Genomic DNA, 20,525 nt, shown 5'->3' with positions numbered 1-20,525 from the left:
AATTAATCCTCAAAATAGTGGGCAACTTAACCCAATTGTTGCAAAAGGTACTCAACGGGAGCTGCCAATCCAATGGTTGCTGGCTGACGTAAGTTATACCAAAGTCCCTTACTTTCATCCATGCAAGAATCAAAAGTTAAAATATCGATTTTAATAGGAACGATATCTAAATGAAAATGACTGAATGTGTGGCGAAATGCTGTCAGTTGTTCAAGTTTGCTGTGCGAGATACCTGAGTTGTTCAGCCATTGTTCCAGTGATACTTGATCAGCAAATTGGGGGAAAGCAAACAAACCACCCCAAATACCAGAAAGTGGGCGTTGCTCCAGCCAAACCATATCGCCATGTTGCATTAATAAAAAATAGGCTGTTTTTTCAGGAATGCTTTGTTTCGGTTTTTTCCCCGGATAGTTTGCCCAACTGTGATTGGCGTAAGCGATACAACCCGTATTAAGTGGACAAATTTCACATTTTGGTTTGCTGCGGGTACAGACTATCGCACCCAAATCCATCATCGCCTGATTGAAATATTCGACACCTTGCTTGGGAGTTACGCGCGTGCTGATATCCCATAACTGGTTTTCGACTTCTTTTTTCCCCGGCCAGCCATCAACCGCGTAGCAGCGAGCCAAAACACGTTTCACGTTACCATCAAGGATCGGGAAATGCTTGCCTTGGGACAATGAGAGAATGGCTCCGGCAGTTGAACGCCCTACACCAGGCAGTGCAACAACATCGTCAAAGGTGGTCGGAAATTTGCCATTGTGCAATGTCACAATTTGTTGTGCGGCTTTATGTAAATTGCGGGCGCGGGCGTAATATCCCAGGCCAGTCCACAAATGGAGAACTTCGTCCAGGGGGGCTGCGGCCAAAGAGGCAACATTGGGAAAACGTGAAATAAATTTTTGGAAATAGGGAATGACCGTCGCAACTTGGGTTTGTTGCAGCATCACCTCTGAAAGCCAGACATGATAGGATGTTTTTTCTAACTGCCACGGCAGAGTTTTGCGGCCGTAGCGGTGATACCACTCAAGTACCACTTGTGAAAATTGCTCAGCTTCCATCATTAGAATAATTGTCTTTATATTTGGTAATTGTTTCGTGAACGGGATTGCAACATAGTGTAACCTCAGTGTAAACCCGAACTTTGTTTCAAAGTAGTACGCAAACTGTCAACATACTTATCTCACCGTCTATAAAAACCCATTAATCACATTAAAATCAAGTGAATCACGCCATTGTATTCTCTAGCAGTCCAGTATTATCTTTCTAAATCCATGCAATTTATTGCATAGTTTTTTGTATAGAAACCGCCTATAAATTTTTTACACAATATTGGTAGAGAAGCTGACAGGGGAATGCAATGTATGAAAAAGAAAATTTTTTTGTTAGCACAAAGTAAGTTGTATAGGAGTTTGTGTAGAATCAAAAACAGTAGAAATATTTAATATCAATAGGTTAAGTAAGTAATTCTATATCTTACGCAAACATAGCATTAAAGTTGTGCTTATAGACACTGAACTTGATAAACTCAGCCATCTTTGCATAATTGCGCTCTCTTTGGGCGCTCCTGCGGTATATAAAGTCCCGGACGCCTGAAAAAAATGTCTTTAAAACTGACAGAAAGTACCATGATAAATAACGTAATTTCACCGGAATATAATGAAAATGGCAGGGCGTTGCGCCGTGTCCGCAGTTTTGTGCGTCGGCAGGGGCGGTTAACGAGTCGCCAGCAGCAAGCGCTTGATAATGTGTGGCCAGAGATGGGCGTGGACTATCAGGCAGAATTGTCCAATATGGAAGAGATCTTTGGCCGTAAAGCCCCTGTTGTGCTGGAAATCGGTTTTGGTATGGGCGCATCATTGGTCACAATGGCAAGCGAAAATCCAGATAAAAACTTTTGGGGAATCGAAGTTCATGCGCCGGGAGTTGGAGCGTGTTTGGCATCCGCAGAAGATGAAAATCTCAGTAATCTGCGAGTGATGTGCCATGATGCTATCGAAGTATTGAACAACATGATCCCAGATCAGAGCCTGGCAATGGTTCAGCTTTTCTTCCCTGATCCGTGGCATAAAGCTCGTCATAACAAGCGTAGAATTGTGCAGCCTGAATTCGCTCAATTAGTGAGAAGTAAGCTGGAAATCGGTGGTGTTTTCCATATGGCGACCGACTGGCAGCCATATGCAGAGCATATGCTGGAGGTGATGAGCGCAGCAGAAGGGTATCGCAACTTATCGGAAAACGGTGATTATGTGCCACGTCCTGAGTCGCGCCCGGTCACAAAATTTGAGACGCGTGGTCAGCGGTTAGGTCATGGCGTATGGGATCTAATGTTTGAGAGGGTAAAATAATGGCTAAAAACCGTAGTCGTCGTCTGCGTAAAAAATTGCGTATTGATGAGTTTCAGGAATTGGGTTTTTCAATAAAGTGGAATTTTCCGGCTGATACCTCCGTTGAGGTTGTTGATAGCACGGTTGATGCCTTGATTGAAGAACTGATCGAGCCAAATGGCCTTGCTCTGGATGCCAGCGGTTATTTGCAATGGGAAGGTATTGTCTGTCTGCAAAAAATCGGCAAATGTACGGAAGAACATCGCCAGTTGGTTGAGAAGTGGCTGAAAGATCGCGGTATGGAAGACGTTATCACATCAGAACTGTTTGATGTGTGGTGGGATTGATTCGCTGTTGCATTAAGAAAAAGCGTATTACGTAAAAATAGCGCTGTATGCAGGGGCTCTTTAGGGGCCCCTGTTTGTCTGGAGAAAACGTGGTGAAGGTAAGGTTCTCTAATTCGTTGTTGGCGGATATCTTAGAAGAAGTGCGCCCTTTGATTGGTCAAGGAAGAGTCGCGGATTATATTCCTGCTCTGGCAGAAGTTCCGGCAGACAATTTGGCAATGGCCATTTGTACGGTCGATGGGCAAATTTTTAAAGCGGGAGATGCAGAAAAACGCTTCTCCATCCAATCCATTTCTAAAGTGTTGAGCTTAACATTAGCAATGACACGTTATAAGGAAGAGGATATCTGGCAACGGGTGGGTACGGAACCTTCGGGGCAGCCGTTTAACTCATTGGTACAGTTGGAATTGGAAAAGGGTATTCCCCGTAACCCTTTTATTAATGCCGGAGCCTTGATTATTTGCGATATGCTGCAATCTCGCTTAAGTGCCCCTAAGCATAGAATGCTGGAGTTTGTCCGTAGCCTCACAGGGCAAAAAAGGATTTGCTATGACGATATCGTTGCCCGCTCAGAGATGGAGCATTCCAACCGCAATGCCGCGATAGCTTACCTGATGAAATCATTCGGTAATTTTGAGAACGATGTTATTACCGTTTTGCAAACATATTTCCAATACTGTGCCTTGAAGATGAATTGTGTTGAATTGGCTCAATGTTTTATTTATTTAGCCAACCAGGGGCGAATGCTGGGTTCTGGCCAACAAATTTTGAGTCTTCGACAAACTCGCCAGATTAATGCGCTTATGTTGACATGTGGTATGTACGATGGTTCTGGCGAGTTTGCTTTCAGGATCGGTATGCCAGGGAAATCGGGTGTGGGTGGCGGCATTATCTGTGTGGTGCCGGGAGAATTTACGGTTGCAGTATGGTCGCCTGAGCTGGATAAATCCGGTAACTCATTGGCAGGTTGTGCAGCACTGGAAAAATTAGCCGGGCGTATTGGACGCTCTATCTTTTAACCTGTCAGTGTTTTAACTTTAGAAATCAGGAGAAGGTATGTTACGCAGGATCACGATTGCTGCAACATTGATATTTGTGTCTCAAGCCATTGTTACTCAGGCACAGGCGAATTCTGAATGTCATGCGACGCTTAATGATGACATTATTGTCACGCCAAATTCTGTCCAGATCACAGGGGCGAGTGGGAACTTAAAGATATTGCCTGATGGTTCCATAACCAGAGATGGTAAGGCGTTATCGCTGGATACAGGACAACGTAGTAAAGCTCAACAATATCAACAGACGATCCGTCAGGATTTACCTTGGGTTAAGAAAGAAGCGTTAAGTCATTTGGCGAATGCACGACAATCACTGGATAAAGTGGTGGTCGAAACAATGGGTAAGGAAAGTAATATCCGTAACCGTCTATCTCAATTGGAATCTGGCCTCAGTAAACAAGTTGATAAAGTGATTGAAACCCGTGCTAATGGTTTTGCTTTTAATGCTCAGGCAGTCAAGCAGGTAGAACCTGAAGGCAAAAAACTGATTGAACAGAGCCTTGGCGGTATCTTGCAAGATAGCATTAATGAAATGAGCCGGAAAAATAGCGAGCAAAATGGTGATGGCAAACAGATGCTAATGTCTCTTCTTGGCGGGTTAGGCGGTATGCAAAATGGTTTTGATGCAGAATGGAAAAAGCAGGAACAAGAATTAAAACGCTTAAAAATGGAAGTATGTAGTAAAGCCAGCCAATTAGAACAACAGCGCATTAGTCTTATGAATGCGATTAAATGAAACAGGTTTTCACCCTACAGGAAAATAAGAATCAATATGAAATTGATTCTTATTTTGTTGACATGTTAACGTTGCCACCTAGAATGCAAGTCACCTTTTATTAATAGACTTAATTTGGGTGTCACTAATGAAAAAAATCCTGCCAATTGTTATTGCATCACTGCTTTCTGCTACCAGTTACTCTGCATTTAGCCAATCACCAGAATTATTTATGCCAAATTCAGTAACAGCCCAGTCTGGTGATTATGCCACGGTAAAACATCTTTCCGGTGAAACTCAGGTTAAAAAGAATCCAAAACGGGTGGTTTTGTTCGATTTTGGAACGTACGATTCGATGGTAAAACTAGGATTGTCTGATCGAGTGATTGCATTACCCATCAATAATTTACCTGAATATGTGCGTAATGGTGTGCCTGCAACTATGCACAATGCCGGCGGAATGAAAGAGCCGAATCTGGAAAAATTAGCGGAAATCAAACCTGATTTGATTGTCATTACTGGCCGTCAAGGTGCTTTCTATGAAAGCCTGTCACAAATAGCACCAACCATTAATTTAAGCACGGACAATAAAAATTATCTGTCATCCGTTGATAGTAATCTTAAATTGTTGGGTGAGTTATTTAATAAGCAGGATATCGTGAAAGCGCAATTTGCTGATTTGGAAAAAACGCTTGCAGCCGCTCAGGTAAAAGCGCAAGCAGCGAACAGCAAGGTATTGGTATTACTGCATAATGCAGGGGAATTATATCCCAATAATCAGGCTATTGTTTACAACGTGATTAAAGTACCTCGTGCTGTCTTGCCGGTTAAATCGGATAAAGACAAAAGCAGGAGCGTGACGGCGGATATGATTGTACAAGCGGATCCTGATGTGATTTTTATTATCGACCGTAGTGAAGCAATTGGTGCCGGTAAGTTAGAAAAAGCTCAGTTTGAAAATGATCAAGTCAAATCAACTAATGCCTATAAAAACGGCAAGATAGTGTATTTACAGCCTGATCTTTGGTACTTGTCTGGTGGCGGTTTGGATAGCATGACGCGACAAATCAATGCCGTTGCTGATGCCTTGTAATTTCGTAAATTAAAATCCTTTTTCTCTGAATTTATCCTGAAATCTGAAGAGTGAGGTTTTAGGGTAAACTCGACTCACTTATTATTCCTAAACTGATATTGTTCCTAAATTGAAACAATCAAGCTAAATCATGACTTATCCTTGCGACACAGAAAATCTACGTTAGGATATTTCAAAAGGCATCCAATAGGGGATATAAACATGATTATTAGTTCAACTGAATTTAAGAATAATGATTTCTTGAAAAAAGAGCATGAATTTAATCAATTTGATGGCAATGGTGATAACCGTTCCCCCGAACTTTCCTGGGCGGACGCACCAGCCGGAACCCAAAGTTTTGCGATAACTGTCTATGATCCTGATGCACCAACGGGTAGTGGTTTCTGGCATTGGGTCGCTTTCAATATTCCCGTTGAAACACAATCCTTACCTGCAAATGCAGGGCGAAGTGATGGTAGCCAATTACCAATCGGTACAACTCAGAGCAGAAATGATTATGGTCTGTCTGGTTTTGGTGGTTGTTGCCCACCTGTGGGGGATAAAGCCCATCGCTATATTTTCACCGTACATGCTTTATCGGTAGAGAAACTACCGGGCGTTGATGCTGAAACAACAAATGCCGTTGCGCGTTTTATGATCCAGGCCAATACCCTGGCAACAGCATCTATTACCGGCTACTACCAGCGTTAACTGATTAATCATTCTTCCGTTTCCAGTAAGGGGTATCAATATGAGCAGCAAAAAAATTCAATGGAACTATGGATTACAGCCGGAAGCGGTAGAGATCCTTTCTAATAATGGAGGCATGATCGTCTGCCCAACCAAAGTTGGCTACATTATCATGACATCCGATGCGCAAGGTCTGGAACGTAAATTTGAGGCTAAACAGCGTAATCGTAACAAGCCGGGTGTTGTATTATGTGGTTCTTTGGAACAGTTGAAAGAGCTGGCCCAACTTAACGCGGAAATTGAAGAACTTTATCAAAGACATTGGGATGAAGACGTCCTGTTAGGTTGTATTTTGCCGTGGAAAGAAGAAGCGATAGCCCGTATCCCAGATGATGGTTCTAAAGAACTGATGATGGATCAGCGTGGTACGAGCTGTTTCGTGATTAAATTTGGCAAGCCTGGCGAAATCCTGGCAAAAGAATTGTGGGAAAAATATGGCAAGTTCTCTTTTGCCAGCTCAGCTAATCCATCAGGTAAGGGAAATCGCGGTTTGGTTGAATGTATCGGTGAGAGGATAGAAGAGCGGGCCGATCTGATTATTTGCGCCAATGACTATGTTAAATCTATTCAGCCAAATGAAACTGAGCAAACTCGTTATGAACAAGGTGTTATGGTTTCAATGGTCGATGAAAATGGTCAATTAGTTCCACTGCAACAAGGGCAACGTGATATTACCCCGTGTCCGGTATTAATCCGCAAGGGATTGGATGTACATAAAATCATGGCGATGATGTCCGATATTTTCACTACCTGGGATTACCGCCACGGCAATTACTATTGATTAATACCTCTTACAGATAATATCTTTGGCGGGTGCTGTTGTGCCCGCATTGATATCTGTCGTTACGCTTTTTTTCCTCTCTCCAAATCTTGCCTGAGCTTGCGTTGTAAAGAGTTTGCAAACTGTTGTACACGCGAAGATAGCGTATCCTCTGATTTAAACAGTATCCATGCTTGATAAATATCCATGTCCCATTCTGGGAGAAGCCGTACTAATTTCCCTTCTGCCACAGCTTCATGGGTAACATAGTCGGGTAGATAGGCAATGCCAGCCCCAGCCAGAGCGGAATTCATTAGCGCCACACTGTTGTTGATGCGAAATCGGCTACGCACTTCAATATCCAGCTTATTTCTTTCCTTACGGAATGGCAGGGAAATAGTATGCGCAGGACCACGAAATAACAGGTAATCGTAACGAGGAAGATCTTCGGGTTTCTCTATTGGCGAAAATTGGTTGATATAGTCTGGGGTTGCATAAAGTCCCCAAGTGATATCAATTAAAGGCATGACAAGTGGATATTGTGGCGTTTCACGCCCTATGATGATGGCAATATCACATTGATCTTCTTCCATATTAATGGTTCTGTCGGTCAGTTCCAGATCAACGCTGATATGAATATTTCCGGCGACAAAGTGATTCAGGGCGGGGACAATACATTGGCTGCCAAAAGATACTGGAGCAATCAAGCGTAAACTTCCCATCGGTTGTTCATGGAAATTACGTATAAAATGTTCAGCGTTTTGGGCTTCGGTAAGGAGCCGCTGGCAGTATTGGTAATAACTCATCCCAACTTCGGTGACTTGAATTTTACGTGTAGTGCGGTTGAGTAATTGAGTACCTAATCTTACTTCTAATTGTGCAATCTCGCGGCTGACGGAAGATTTGGATAGCCTTAATGATTTTGCTGCTTCGGTAAAACTCAGCGTCTCTACCACACGGGCAAAGATCACCATAGAGGTAAGATTTTCAATATTATTCATGCAATAACCTGATGATTTACGCGTGGGAACTGCCCTATAACATATCACATATCCTGTAGTGATAGGTCAGATTCAATGGGTAAGAATTTCCCATTTTGTGAACAACTGTCCCATACTGGAAACAGTGAACCATACGATGGTATTTCCCTACGTTAAGGCAGCGTAATCTTGTTAGGATGACAATCTATTGAGTCTGTTTTTATCTTTCAGAGGGCAATGTGAGATGAGCCAAACTATTACACAAAAAATTCTTGCACGGGCAAGTGGGCGTGCACAAGTCACTCCGGGTGAAGTGGTTTGGGCGAAAGTGGATATTCTGATGTCTCACGATCCCTGCACACCGGGTGTAGCCAGTGTATTTAAAAAGGAGTTCGGGCAAGATGCGAAGATATGGGATCCTGAACGCTTTATTTTAATTCCAGACCATTTTGTCTATTCAGCGGATCCACAGGCTAACCAAAATATTCGGGTCATGCGTGAATTTGCCGCTGAGCAGAACATAAAATATTTTTATGATGTCGGGACACCTAATTATAAGGGTGTGTGCCATATAGGGCTCGCAGAAGGGGGGCATATTCGCCCTGGCGAGGTATTACTGGGCACAGATTCTCATACTGTGACCGCGGGTGCTTTTGGGGCATTTGCCATTGGGTTAGGTATTACTGACGCCGCTTATGCGTTAGGTACGGGAGAAATTCCTCTTAAGGTGCCAACAACCATTCGGGTCAATTTTACCGGAACCAAGCCAGCCCATGTTTTGGCGAAGGACATGATTTTATCCGTATTGTCAGAGTTGACGGTTGATGGAGCGACCTATCAGGCCATTGAGTTTGGTGGTAACGTCATTGATGAGTTATCGGTAGAAGAACGCATGACGATTTGCAATATGGTCGTTGAGTGCGGCGCTAAAAACGGCATTATGGTTCCCAATCAGGCGACGTTGGATTATTTGGCAGAACGCAATAATCTCCCGTTTGAAATTGTCTACCCTGACGAAGATGCACAATATAGCCGCGTGTTAAATATAGATGTTTCCACGATGCAACCAAAGATTGCCAAACCCCATTCGCCAGATAATGTCGTTTCCATTGACCAGGTAGCCAATGTCGCCATTTCTCAGGCATATATTGGTTCTTGTACGGGGGGCAAGCTGGAGGATTTTGTTGCGGCAGCGCGGGTTATCAAAGGGCATAAGGTAACTATTCCGACTTATGCCGTGCCTGCAACAAAAGAAGTTTTCCATAGGACGATTACTACCCAAATCGATGGCGTTTCTGTCTACCAAATTTTAAGCGATGCAGGCGTAAAACTTTCTTCTGAATCAGGGTGTGCAGCTTGTTGTGGTGGCCCGCCAGACACGTTTGGCCGTGTCAATGATCCAATATCAGTGATATCCACCACCAATCGTAATTTTGTCGGCAGAATGGGGCATAAACGTGCCAACATTTATCTGGCTTCTCCTTATTCTGTTGCCGCGGCAGCGATTACTGGTCAAATAACAAATCCTGAGGAGTTTTTATGAGTGAGTTAAAGGAAAATATCATTCGGGGTGAGGTGTATGTCTTGACCGATAATATTGATACAGACCAAATCCTCTCAGCCGAGTATCTCAAGGTCAACCCTTCCACTCCTGAAGGGTATGCTCAGCTGGCTTCGCTGGCGATGTGTGGACTGCCGGAAGGTTCGCTGCCTTTTATTGATGAAAGTAAAGGAAAAGCGAAATATCCGATCATTGTGGCAGGGCAGAATTTTGGTTGTGGATCTTCGCGTGAACATGCGGTTGCCGCATTAGGTGCTTCAGGTGTGAAAGCGGTTCTTGCTCAATCTTATGCCCGTATATTCTTCCGAAATTGTGTCTCAACCGGAGAGTTATTGCCTGTTGCAGCCCAGGAGCGCTTGTGTGAAAAATTAGTCACAGGTGACAGTATTGAGATTGATATTGAAAACCAGACCGTTACTTTGCTGAAAGAGGGTGAAAAATATCAAACCGATCCTATTGGTGAACTTGCTAATATTGTCTCTGCCGGAGGGCTATTTTCTTACGCTCGTGCGTCGGGAAGAATTAAATAGTATGAAAAAACTGCACCCTGAATTTTAAGGTGCAGTTTTTTTCCTAAAGAAATAGCTCCAGTAAGGAATTCAGGAACAGTTTTCCGTGCTTAGTGATTTGCCAGTGAGTATCGCTTTCAGTGATATAGCCTTTCGACAAGGCTTCGTCGATTTTTGGGCGAATGACACTTTCTGGTAACCCAGTGAAATCACTGAAATCCTGACGTGGCATCGATTCCAGCAGGCGGAAACGGTTCATAAAAAATTCAAATGGACGATCTGCATTATCCACCTGATTTTGTTGATCCAGATAACGCCCCTGCATGTAACCGCGTGGATGTTTGGTTTTCACGGTACGGAGAATACGGCCATCCGCAAACGAAATCTTGCCATGTGCACCACAACCAATCCCCAAATAATCACCGAAACGCCAGTAATTGAGATTATGCTGGCATTGATAACCTGGCTTGGCATAGGCCGAAGTCTCATATTGTTGATAACCCGCTTCTGTCAGTAATTGATGGCCTTGGGAAAAAATATCCCATAGTGCATCATCATCCGGTAAAACCGGAGGGCGGGAGCCAAAACTGGTATTGGGTTCAATCGTCAGTTGATACCAGGATAGATGGGGGGGAGATAACTCGATAGCCTGACGCAAATCATTCAGTGCTTCCTTGAGTGTCTGGTTGGGTAAGCCATGCATCAAATCCAGATTAAAACTGCGTAATCCAAGCCCGTTAGCTAATTTTGCCGCTCGTTTAGCCTCTTCTGGACCGTGAATACGTCCCAAACGGATAAGTTTATCTGACCCGAAACTTTGTACACCGATGGAGATGCGATTAATCCCCGCCTGCTGATAAGCACTGAAACGATCGGTTTCAACAGTTCCCGGATTGGCTTCCATGGTAATCTCTGCTTGCGGCGAGAGTGGCAGTGCAGCCCTGACACCATCAAGCAATCGCTGCATACCTTCAGCGCTTAACAGGCTCGGCGTGCCTCCACCGATAAAAATCGTTGATACCTCACGATCACCAATCATTGGCAGATCTACATGCAAATCCGCCAATAGATGATCAACATATTCCTGATGCGGCACATCCCCTTTTAAAGCATGTGAATTAAAGTCACAGTAAGGACATTTTTGCACGCACCACGGAATATGGATATAAAGACTCAGGGGAGGCAACTTAAGCATTACGCATGGCTTCCAACAACATTGCTAATGCTTTCCCGCGGTGTGAAACGGTATTTTTCTGCTCACGAGTTAGCTCGGCAGCTGTACAGTTAAATTCAGGGGCATAAAAAATAGGATCATAACCAAAACCGCCTTTTCCAGCCGGTTCACGGGTAATCATGCCTGACCAGCGACCATGAAATACCAGAGGGGTAGGATCTTCTGCGTGGCGTAAGAAGACCAGCACACAATTGAATTGAGCCTGACGTTGTTCATCAGGAACATCGTGCATGGCTTGCAATAATTTTTCCAGATTCTCCTGATCGGAAGCATCACTGCCTGCGTAGCGAGCGGAATAAATGCCTGGCGCGCCACCTAATGCGTCAACAGATAACCCTGAATCGTCAGCAATTGCAGGTAACCCCGTTACTGCTGCGGCATGGCGGGCTTTGATGATGGCGTTTTCAATAAAAGTAAGGCCTGTTTCATCGGCTGGCTCCACACCTAATTCGGTTTGGGCCACGATATCTAAGCCAAAATCAGCTAATAAATCAGCCAATTCACGTACTTTACCTGCATTTCCCGTGGCGAGAACAACTTTTTGCATTGCCATTTATTTAATTAACCTGTATGTCCAATTAATTTACGTATCTTATTGATCTGTCTATCTCATTAGCCTGCAAACATGGCAGCCAGCCACCCCATTACATCGTAGCGCAGGGCATTTAGTGCGTAGAGAATAAGAATGACAATCATGGCAGAGAAATCAAGACCGCCCATCGAAGGGATAATGCGGCGGATAGGTGCCATAAGTGGTTCAGTTAATTGAATCAGGACATAATCTACAGGGTTGCGTCCCTGGCTGATCCAGCTTAATAACGCGCGAGCAATCACTAACCAGAATATGAGTTTTCCGGCAGCGGTCAGTAATTCAATCACACCAAACAAGAATATGGCGCCAGAAGGAACGAGAAATTGCCCTGTGGCTAACCATATAGGCAACAAGATCTTGATGAGAATCAGCAGATAGGAGAAAAGCACAGACGCGGTATCAATGGGACCAATGGCAGGAATGAATCTGCGTAATGGGCGCACCACAGGTTGGGTGATTTTAACAATAAATTGTGAGAATGGATTATAAAAATCGCAACGTGCCCACTGCATCCAGACACGCAGCAGTAAAACGGCAATATATAAATCCAGAACGGTGAAAAAGACGAAATTTAAGAATTGCATGTAGCAGCCCTGATTGAATTAAACCAATTGAATTAAAATAATTTTTCCATTTCCTGTGCTCGGCGGATGGCTCCTTGCATGGCATTGGACACCATTTCAGGCAGCTTGCCTTCATAAAAAATGCGCAATGCTTCAGCCGTTGTACCGCCTTTAGATGTTACCTGCTCTCGCAGGATAGCAAAAGGAAGATCTTTTTGCGTTTCAGCAAGTTTAGCTGAACCTGTGGCTGCTTGCAGAACAAGTTCCCTGGCTGTTTCACTGTCAAATCCCAGACGTTCCGCTTCTTGTTGCATCGACTCCATGAACAGGAAGAAATAAGCAGGAGCACTGCCTGCGATGGCGATAATATCGTTGATACCGTTTTCATCATTTACCCAGCAGACTTTCCCGACACTGCGCATTAGCGATGCTGCAAAGTCGCGATCAGCTTGCCCGACATACTCAGGTGCGAACAATCCACTCATCCCTTGTCCTACAAGCGAAGGGGTATTTGGCATGATGCGGATAATATTAAGATTATCCTGCAAAAAGGTATAAAAACGGGACACTGGAATACCAGCAGCAATAGAAATAACCAGTTTTCCACTGAAATCGACGTATGAATGCAGTGATCCACAAACTTCGGCCATCATTTGCGGTTTAACCGCCAAGACGATGACATCGGCTTCTTGTGCGTAACGAATATTATCGCCTTGACTATTAATGCCATATTCTTTTGCCAGTACATCACGGCGGGTGGTTGTTGGAGAACAGACAGTGATGAGTTCGGCAGGATAATCTTTTCTGACTAACCCGGCAATGATGGCGTGAGCCATATTACCTGCGCCAATAAAGGTGATTTTACGATTTTCCACTAGATAATCTCGTCTATTAATCAGTTAATTTCAGGTACGTTAAGACTTGTACTGACGGGCACCGAATATTGCCGTTCCAATCCGAACCAGTGTAGAACCACAAGTAATAGCGGCTTCCATATCATCCGTCATGCCCATTGATAGTGTATCAACTTGGGGATATTGCGCTTTTAGTTCAATCAAGGCTTTTTCCATTTGGCGAAAAATGGCTATTTGGCGTTCAAAGTTGCTTTCCGGTGCCGGTATTGCCATCAAGCCGCGCAATACCAAATTAGGTAACCCATCAATAGTTGCAGCCAATTCGGTTAACTCTTCCAGTAAAATGCCTGACTTGCTCTCTTCTCTACTAATATTAATCTGGATCAGGACATTAAGAGGCGACCTATTTTCAGGACGTTGTTCGTTTAAACGTTGGGCAATTTTTGCCCTGTCAACGGTATGACACCAATCAAAATTTTCTGCAACCAGACGGCTCTTGTTAGATTGTAATGGGCCAATAAAGTGCCACACTAAATCGTCATGGTTATTAAAGTATTGGATCTTTTCAACCCCTTCCTGGACGTAATTCTCACCAAATTCCCGCTGGCCATTGGCGATGGCTTCTGCGATGGCATCCACAGGTTTGGTTTTACTGACTGCAAGCAAGGTAATTTCTTCTGGAGAACGTCCGCATTTTTGCGCTGCAAGTGTCATGCGGTTCCTGACATCGTGAAGATTTTGTTCGATATTGTTCATAGTTGACTCAGGAGATAAAAAAATGAATATGGAAAAATGGGTGTCCCTTAGTGTAAAGCATAATGCTTCCGATCTGCATCTTTGTGTCGGGCAAGTGCCGGTTTTGCGTATCAATGGTGTGTTATACCCACAGAGACAATGTGAGGAAATTCAACCTAATACTCTTATCACGTGGAGTGAAGAAATATTATCGGATACGCAGAAACAGCAGTTACATCAGCACGGTCATGTCGATTTTGTGGTGACTATGCCAGATAAACGGCGATTCAGGGGAAATCTATTCTATCAACAATCTCATTTATCATTAGTATTGCGACTGATTGAGAATAAGTGCCCGACATTGGAACAACTTTATGCGCCTGACATCATCCAGCACCTTACCTTGCAGGAGATGAGTGGATTAATATTAGTGACAGGTGCGACGGGAAGCGGTAAATCCACGACGCTGTCAGCTATGATTAATGCGTTGAATAGCCATGTTTGTAAGCACATCATCACACTGGAAGATCCCATAGAATTTGTTCACCAAAGCCGAAATTGCTTGATACAGCAAAGGCAGATTGGTAAGGATGCCACGGATTATCAAACCGCACTGAAAGGAACATTACGCCAAGATCCTGATGTGATCCTGCTAGGAGAATTACGGGATAAGGAGACGATCAGGTTGGCTCTGACTGCGGCTGAAACGGGGCATTTGGTGTTATCGACGCTGCATACTCGTGGCGCCATTCAGGCGATAGATCGCCTGGTTGATGTTTTTTCCGCAGAAGAAAAAGGGTGGATTTGTAGTCAGTTGTCTGGAAGTTTAAAGGCCGTTATTTCTCAGCAACTGCTTCCTGCTAAAGGGGGAGGCAGGGTGGCTATTTACGAAGTTTTGGTGATCAATCAGGCGGTTAGTCATTTGATAAGGGAAGGCAAAAATCATCAAATAACATCATTAATGCAGACAGGCGCTGCTTGCGGTATGCAGACTTATGCGCAAAGCCAACAACAACGTAAGTTGTTGGGTTTGCTGGAATAAACCGCTTGCGGTAACAGCCATGCTTAATGATGAGTATGGCTATTACGAATAGTGCTATTACTAATACTGCTGTTCAAACCAGCTTTCCAGAATAATAACAGCGGAAGTGGCATCAACCTTACTTTTATTCAGTGCCTTGTAGCCACCGTGATCAAAAAGGTGAGAGCGTGCTTCCACGGTGGTTAATCGTTCATCATGCAGTTCAACTTGTACCCCAAAACGGCCATGTATGCGATTGGCAAACTTACGGGCTTGTGCGGTGACAGGTTGTTCTGTGCCATCCATATTGAGTGGCAGGCCAACAATAACCAGATCGGGTTGCCACTCTTTAAGTAGTTTCTCAATAAGTTCCCAATTAGGGGAACCTTCGTTAGCTTTAAAAGAGGTCAATGCCCTGGCTGTACCTGTGATCTCTTGCCCGATGGCAGCGCCAATACTGCGAGTTCCAAAATCAAAAGCGATGATTGTACGGTTTTTCATCAGGCATGTCCTGCTTGTGAGGAGAGATTGTAAATATTAACTCCCAGTAAAGAAGCTGCCTCATGCCAGCGGGTAGCGATAGGGGTATCAAAAATAATGGAAGGTTTAGCGCTGACAGTAAGCCAACTGTTTTCCATAATTTCCCTTTCTAACTGACCGGCTTCCCAGCTTGAGTATCCAAGTGTCATTAAAACATTTTTCGGTTGGCGTGATGTACCCAGCGCTTCCAGCATATCTTTGGATGTTGTGATCATGGTGTGTTCAGAGATTTGAATACTGGAACTGAAACCTGACTGTGGCGTATGCAAAATAAAACCGTGCTCTTCAGACAGAGGACCACCCGCCATCACTGGCTGGTTGAGATTGATCGTACTGTCTCTATCCTTAGGGGTGATATCTAATTTTTGTAAGATACTTTGGATAGAAACTTTGGCTATTGGCTTATTGATAATTAAGCCCATCGCTCCGTTTTGATCATGTTCGCAGATATAAACTACAGAACGATTGAAATAAGGATCAGAGAGCGAAGGCATGGCAATAAGAAAATGATGCTGTAGATTCATGTGTTTTCTGATAATTATTTTGGCAATGTAAGAATGACTGGCCCACAGTATGTGGGCTCCTATTATAAATGGCAAATATTGTCAGGAAACGAACGTTGTTTAGCCTGTTATGCTATCTGTTTTTCCAATCGTTTTTCGATAGCATCCATCAACATGCCAGTAATGGTGATATCTGGGAATGCCGCTTCTATTTCACGTACACAAGTTGGGCTGGTTACGTTGATTTCAGTTAAACGATCGCCAATGATATCCAACCCAACAAAAATTAATCCTTTCTCCTTTAACACTGGTGCAACTGCACGGGCAATTGCCCAATCGCTTTCTGACAATGGGCGTGCTTCTCCACGACCACCTGCCGCCAGATTACCACGGGTTTCCCCTTGAGCAGGGATACGGGCAAGACAATAAGGTACAGGTTCACCATCAACAACCAGTACGCGTTTATCTCCATCTTTAATGGCCGGCAGAAAATTTTGTGCCATGCAATAACGATTGCCATGTTCAGTCAGTGTTTCAATAATAACGCCGACATTGGCGTCATCTTGTTTCAGACGGAAAATGGAAGCGCCTCCCATACCATCTAAAGGCTTAAAGATAACATCGCCATGTTTTTGGTGGAATTCGCGTAGTTTTTTGGCACTGCGGGTGACGAGTGTATCGGGTGTCCATTCTGGGAACCAGGCAGTAAATAGTTTTTCATTACAGTCGCGCAGGCTTTGGGGCTTATTAACGATCAGGCTGCCTTTGGCTTCAGCCCTTTCCAGAATATAGGTCGCATAGATGTACTCAGTATCAAAAGGAGGATCTTTGCGCATCAAGATAACGTGCAAAGTATCGAGAGCGATTTCTTGCTCACTGCCAAACTGATACCACTGTTGTGGATTTTCTTCTACTGTGAGCAAACGTGTGTGGGCGCGAGCCTCCCCTTGATGCAGGTAGAGATCATGCATTTCCATATAATGGATTTCCCACCCGCGTTTTTGTGCTTCCAACAGCATGGCAAAACTAGTGTCTTTCTTGATGTTGATGGATGAAATAGGATCCATCACAATACCGAGCTTGATCATTTTTTCTCCTTAACCCAGATCACCAAAACGTACTTGCAATGCGGTAATTGCGGTAAGTGCCGTCGTTTCTGTCCTCAAGACGCGAGGCCCTAACAGGATATCAGTAAATTGATATTTTGCTGTCATTTCTATTTCTTCGGCAGACAATCCCCCTTCAGGGCCAATCAGCAGGCGCACTTTTTCCACAGGAAGTGGGAGGGTATTAATGCTATGGCTGGCACGAGGATGTAGATTCAATTTTAGGCTGCCATCGTTTTCTGCACACCAGGTTTCCAGTGACATAACAGGGCGGATTTCAGGGATTCGGTTACGTCCGCACTGTTCACAGGCAGAAATGGCAATTTTTTTCCATTGTTGTAATTTCTTCTCCAACCTTTCTATATCCAGTTTGACGCCACAACGTTCAGACAAGAGGGGGGTAATCGTATTGACGCCCAATTCAACCGATTTTTGGATTGTAAATTCCATTTTTTCACCACGGGACATGACCTGCCCCAGATGCAGGTTTAATGGGGATTCATGATCAGATAATTTGCCATCAAGGATAGACACTTTAACCGTTTTTTTACTGGCTTCCGTGATGATTGCATCAAAAACCTGATTGCTGCCATCAAAGAGTTGCAACGCTTGCCCGTTACTCATTCTAAGCACGCGACCAACGTGATTGGCAGCATCGTCACTCAAATAAATTTCCACTCCTGTTGAGAGCAGTTCAGGGTGATAGATGCGGGGAATTCGCATATTCTTCTTTCCTTCTTTTTCCGGATTCTTCCGGTATGGCGCAAACAGCCATATGACAAAATTGATTCATCGTCATGATAAATGAGCGTTGTTTGCGTGATCAAGTTATCTCTTGGTTTAAGGAATACAAGATATTTCCTTGCGATCGGGTTCGCATATTTATTTTATAATGGCTTTTTCGGCTAAATTTTTATTGCCAATATCTGGGGTGAAAAATTAATATTCATCTTGTTCTGATTGTAGTCAGGAAATAAGGAAAGAAGGCAATAACAGGGATGTTATTTATATACGCATTAAACTTTAAGTTGCAATTTATAACACGATTTCTCCCCGCGAAGCGGGAAGAAATTACACGCATCTTGAAGTGAGATGGGTATAAATAGATTTTAATTTTTCATCGGTGATAAAAGGAAGGGTGCTATTTTAATTAATGTGGATTATATAATAATTATGTTTTTCTGTAGTACCTTATTGTTATTGGCTGTTATCGATATAAAAACATATTGCTTGCCTGATATTATCACTCTTCCTTTATTATGGTTAGGTCTTTTGGTTAATATTGATGGTAACTTGGTTTCGATAAAGAGTGCAATATACGGCGCCATATCAGGGTATCTTTTTTTATGGTTTTTGTATTGGTTGTGTCGATATACCTTAAATAAGGAAGGAATTGGTTATGGTGATCTTAAATTAACCGCAGCAATCGGTGCCTGGTTGGGTGTGGAAATGATACCAATATTGATGCTAATGGCTTCATTATTGGGGATATTTGGATTTGTAATAATTGGCATGAAAAGAAAATCTTTTCCTGAGTTTATCGCATTTGGGCCTTATTTATGTTTATCTGCGATAGTATTGCTGGGGTATGGTATTGGCAGAGTATAGTATCCATTTGCAAAGTGGGGAAAATAGATAAAAAGTGGCGGAGAGAACCGGAACCTAACCGACGATACACATTCTGTACAGGCTAGATGTTAAAAGCATCTAGTTGGTTTAAGCTGCTTTTCTGCATATGCCAGACGTTGGAAGCATCTGTTAGCTTGAGCAGCGCATCCTGTGTAGTTAGATGTTAAAAGCATCTAGTTGGTTTAGGCTGTTTATCCTGTATGCGCTAGACGTTAGAAGCATCTAGTTGGCTTTAAGCTGCTTGCCTTGCATGTTCTAGATGTTGGAAGCATCTGGTTAGCTGTAGGCTGCTGGCTTATCTCTCCGCTGACTGCAAATTTAAAAAAAGTGAGATTTTTATTCAAGCTGATTTATTGGATTATGGATTATTAATCACAACTTAAGTTTATCAGTTATTTCAAATTATTAAAAAGTGCTAAATATCACATCAATTTAAAAAGAATTGTGTTTATTTAATGGGTTTTTTCATTTTAAAAATTAATTTCTTATTGGTTTTATATGGGTAAATATAATGTATCAAAATGAATTTTGATACTTAATTTATTAATAGTTGGAGCTGGTGTTTTGTTTTTTATTTGGCGTTTTTGATTCATTAAAATTAGATTGGGGGAGAATTATGGTAATATTTTAAATATTGTTATACGGGCGTTACTATTCGCAACGCCCATGATGATTTTTAACTTACTGAGGCCACTTCATTTCGCCTTTTAATACCTTGGCACTGAGTTCAAGGCTGGATTCATCAGCCAAATCTGGATAGTGTTTTTTCATGGCTGCAATTAGCGCATTGGAATCTTTTGCTTTCGGTAACTCTTTTTCCAGTGTGGTCAGATAATTCTGGGTAAAAGTCACTGAGTCCAATGTCATTGATGAATTCCCTAAATAGTGGCCTGGTACAACAGTTTTAGGTTGCAGGCTCTTGATGCGATCCAATGTTTGTTGCCAATGCTGGCGTGATGCTTTGGTCTGGGTATCTGCAATCCATACATGGATATTGTCAGAAACAGTCACACCACCCACAACGGCTTTTAATTTAGGAACCCAGACAAAAGTACGATCTGCGGCTGGACCATCTAAACCTTCAACAATCAGTTTTTCACCATCGACAGTGAAGGTGTTTCCTTCCAGTGGTTCTGGTACGACGATCTTTTTGGGAGCCTGATCTGCAAGAATTCCACCCCAATAAGCCAGCTTACCATCTTTGGTTTCATTGATCGCTTTGATGGTTTCTGGTGATGCAATAACTTTGGCATCAGGGAATGCTTCGGTGATCACATCAAGGCCAAAATAAAAATCAGGATCGGATTGGCTGATATAGATCGTTGTCAATTTTTTGCCTGTTTGCTGGATCATTTTTACCAGCTCTTGTGCATCATTTTTCTTAAATTGGGCATCAATCAGGACAACTTCATGATCACCACTGATAATTTCGGAAGAAACAGGAAAGACGCCTCTTTCACCTGGGTTGTAGATATCCAATTTTAGATCGGTTGCTTGAGCCAGTGATGCCATCCCCAAGGAGAGTGTCGCTGCCAGAGCGATGTTGAATGTTGTTTTGCGAGCCATCGTCGAATTCCTATAGCAAAAAGTTTATATGCTTGAATGGCGTGTATAATAAGTTGCATATTTCGATTTAAAAACCCCATAACTAGCAACTATTTGTTGC

23 protein-coding genes are annotated in these 20,525 nt (G+C 43.2%); 11 read left to right on the top strand and 12 right to left on the bottom strand.

Annotated elements, in window-relative coordinates; all coding sequences use genetic code 11:
• Positions 1 to 26: 26 nt before the first annotated feature.
• A complete protein-coding gene (gene mutY, locus WDV74_RS12245) occupies positions 27 to 1,067 on the bottom strand; it encodes an A/G-specific adenine glycosylase (protein ID WP_338883046.1) in 1,041 nt (346 codons plus the stop codon).
• A gap of 564 nt (positions 1,068 to 1,631) precedes the next feature.
• Here mutY and trmB point away from each other — a divergent pair.
• The 7 genes from trmB (at position 1,632) to WDV74_RS12210 (ending at position 7,053) form a co-directional block, all read left to right on the top strand.
• Positions 1,632 to 2,351 (top strand): tRNA (guanosine(46)-N7)-methyltransferase TrmB, encoded by a 720-nt coding sequence (gene trmB, locus WDV74_RS12240; RefSeq protein ID WP_193851004.1) that lies wholly within the window; start codon positions 1,632 to 1,634, stop codon positions 2,349 to 2,351.
• Positions 2,351 to 2,677 (top strand): YggL family protein, encoded by a 327-nt coding sequence (locus WDV74_RS12235; protein WP_338803363.1) that lies wholly within the window; start codon positions 2,351 to 2,353, stop codon positions 2,675 to 2,677. Before trmB ends, WDV74_RS12235 begins: the two co-directional genes overlap by 1 nt.
• 47 nt (positions 2,678 to 2,724) lie before the next feature.
• On the top strand, positions 2,725 to 3,696 hold the full coding sequence (gene glsB, locus WDV74_RS12230; RefSeq protein WP_338883045.1) for a glutaminase B: 972 nt from the start codon (positions 2,725 to 2,727) through the stop codon (positions 3,694 to 3,696).
• Positions 3,697 to 3,733: 37 nt separating this feature from the next.
• A complete protein-coding gene (locus tag WDV74_RS12225; protein ID WP_338803362.1) occupies positions 3,734 to 4,471 on the top strand; it encodes a DUF2884 family protein in 738 nt (245 codons plus the stop codon).
• A 127-nt stretch (positions 4,472 to 4,598) separates the two neighbouring features.
• Positions 4,599 to 5,543 (top strand): siderophore ABC transporter substrate-binding protein, encoded by a 945-nt coding sequence (locus WDV74_RS12220; RefSeq protein WP_338883044.1) that lies wholly within the window; start codon positions 4,599 to 4,601, stop codon positions 5,541 to 5,543.
• A 201-nt stretch (positions 5,544 to 5,744) separates the two neighbouring features.
• Positions 5,745 to 6,233 carry a YbhB/YbcL family Raf kinase inhibitor-like protein gene (locus tag WDV74_RS12215; protein ID WP_338883043.1) on the top strand — a complete coding sequence of 163 codons (489 nt, stop codon included), beginning with the start codon at positions 5,745 to 5,747 and terminating at the stop codon, positions 6,231 to 6,233.
• A gap of 40 nt (positions 6,234 to 6,273) precedes the next feature.
• Complete coding sequence (locus WDV74_RS12210; protein ID WP_189758021.1) at positions 6,274 to 7,053, top strand: Sua5/YciO/YrdC/YwlC family protein; 780 nt, start codon at positions 6,274 to 6,276, stop codon at positions 7,051 to 7,053.
• A 62-nt stretch (positions 7,054 to 7,115) separates the two neighbouring features.
• Here WDV74_RS12210 and WDV74_RS12205 read toward each other — a convergent pair whose 3' ends face one another.
• Positions 7,116 to 8,033 (bottom strand): LysR family transcriptional regulator, encoded by a 918-nt coding sequence (locus WDV74_RS12205; protein WP_338883041.1) that lies wholly within the window; start codon positions 8,031 to 8,033, stop codon positions 7,116 to 7,118.
• Between the two features lie 223 nt (positions 8,034 to 8,256).
• Between WDV74_RS12205 and WDV74_RS12200 the strand changes: the two genes are divergently transcribed.
• A complete protein-coding gene (locus tag WDV74_RS12200; RefSeq protein WP_338803358.1) occupies positions 8,257 to 9,555 on the top strand; it encodes an aconitase/3-isopropylmalate dehydratase large subunit family protein in 1,299 nt (432 codons plus the stop codon).
• Positions 9,552 to 10,103, top strand: coding sequence for a 3-isopropylmalate dehydratase (locus WDV74_RS12195; RefSeq protein WP_273558878.1), 552 nt, complete (start codon positions 9,552 to 9,554; stop codon positions 10,101 to 10,103). The genes WDV74_RS12200 and WDV74_RS12195 overlap by 4 nt, the downstream gene beginning before the upstream one ends.
• Positions 10,104 to 10,146: 43 nt before the next feature.
• Here WDV74_RS12195 and hemW read toward each other — a convergent pair whose 3' ends face one another.
• From hemW to WDV74_RS12170, 5 genes are all read right to left on the bottom strand, one after another.
• Positions 10,147 to 11,277, bottom strand: coding sequence for a radical SAM family heme chaperone HemW (gene hemW / locus WDV74_RS12190; RefSeq protein ID WP_338883039.1), 1,131 nt, complete (start codon positions 11,275 to 11,277; stop codon positions 10,147 to 10,149).
• The gene (locus tag WDV74_RS12185; protein WP_193851076.1) at positions 11,270 to 11,863 is read right to left on the bottom strand and encodes an XTP/dITP diphosphatase; all 594 of its coding nucleotides are present in this window, start codon (positions 11,861 to 11,863) and stop codon (positions 11,270 to 11,272) included. Before WDV74_RS12185 ends, hemW begins: the two co-directional genes overlap by 8 nt.
• 65 nt (positions 11,864 to 11,928) lie before the next feature.
• Positions 11,929 to 12,492 (bottom strand): YggT family protein, encoded by a 564-nt coding sequence (locus tag WDV74_RS12180; protein ID WP_273558882.1) that lies wholly within the window; start codon positions 12,490 to 12,492, stop codon positions 11,929 to 11,931.
• Positions 12,493 to 12,524: 32 nt separating this feature from the next.
• A complete protein-coding gene (gene proC, locus WDV74_RS12175) occupies positions 12,525 to 13,346 on the bottom strand; it encodes a pyrroline-5-carboxylate reductase (protein ID WP_273558884.1) in 822 nt (273 codons plus the stop codon).
• A 39-nt stretch (positions 13,347 to 13,385) separates the two neighbouring features.
• Complete coding sequence (locus WDV74_RS12170) at positions 13,386 to 14,081, bottom strand: YggS family pyridoxal phosphate-dependent enzyme (RefSeq protein WP_338883038.1); 696 nt, start codon at positions 14,079 to 14,081, stop codon at positions 13,386 to 13,388.
• A gap of 22 nt (positions 14,082 to 14,103) precedes the next feature.
• On the opposite strand from WDV74_RS12170, the gene WDV74_RS12165 reads away from it, so the two are divergent.
• Entirely contained in the window at positions 14,104 to 15,102 is a 999-nt protein-coding gene (locus tag WDV74_RS12165) for a type IV pilus twitching motility protein PilT (RefSeq protein ID WP_338883037.1), read from the top strand.
• 60 nt (positions 15,103 to 15,162) lie between these two features.
• On the opposite strand, the gene ruvX is transcribed toward WDV74_RS12165, so the two are convergent.
• The 4 genes from ruvX to rsmE all read right to left on the bottom strand — a co-directional run bounded on the left by ruvX (position 15,163) and on the right by rsmE (position 17,953).
• On the bottom strand, positions 15,163 to 15,582 hold the full coding sequence (ruvX, locus tag WDV74_RS12160; protein WP_189758030.1) for a Holliday junction resolvase RuvX: 420 nt from the start codon (positions 15,580 to 15,582) through the stop codon (positions 15,163 to 15,165).
• Positions 15,582 to 16,145, bottom strand: a complete 564-nt coding sequence (locus WDV74_RS12155) for a YqgE/AlgH family protein (RefSeq protein ID WP_338883036.1) — start codon at positions 16,143 to 16,145, stop codon at positions 15,582 to 15,584. The genes ruvX and WDV74_RS12155 overlap by 1 nt, the downstream gene beginning before the upstream one ends.
• Positions 16,146 to 16,252: 107 nt before the next feature.
• The gene (gene gshB / locus WDV74_RS12150; protein WP_338883034.1) at positions 16,253 to 17,212 is read right to left on the bottom strand and encodes a glutathione synthase; all 960 of its coding nucleotides are present in this window, start codon (positions 17,210 to 17,212) and stop codon (positions 16,253 to 16,255) included.
• Between the two features lie 9 nt (positions 17,213 to 17,221).
• Positions 17,222 to 17,953: a 16S rRNA (uracil(1498)-N(3))-methyltransferase gene (rsmE, locus tag WDV74_RS12145; protein ID WP_338883033.1), complete on the bottom strand. Its 732-nt coding sequence runs from the start codon at positions 17,951 to 17,953 to the stop codon at positions 17,222 to 17,224.
• Between the two features lie 450 nt (positions 17,954 to 18,403).
• On the opposite strand from rsmE, the gene WDV74_RS12140 reads away from it, so the two are divergent.
• Positions 18,404 to 18,838, top strand: a complete 435-nt coding sequence (locus WDV74_RS12140) for an A24 family peptidase (RefSeq protein WP_273558897.1) — start codon at positions 18,404 to 18,406, stop codon at positions 18,836 to 18,838.
• A gap of 702 nt (positions 18,839 to 19,540) precedes the next feature.
• Here the strand turns inward: WDV74_RS12140 and WDV74_RS12135 are convergent.
• Positions 19,541 to 20,425: an MBL fold metallo-hydrolase gene (locus tag WDV74_RS12135; RefSeq protein WP_273558899.1), complete on the bottom strand. Its 885-nt coding sequence runs from the start codon at positions 20,423 to 20,425 to the stop codon at positions 19,541 to 19,543.
• Positions 20,426 to 20,525: the final 100 nt, after the last annotated feature.

The organism is Xenorhabdus sp. TH1 (genome assembly GCF_037260955.1).
Lineage (GTDB): Bacteria > Pseudomonadota > Gammaproteobacteria > Enterobacterales > Enterobacteriaceae > Xenorhabdus > Xenorhabdus griffiniae.
This window is presented reverse-complemented; position numbering and strand designations above follow the sequence as displayed.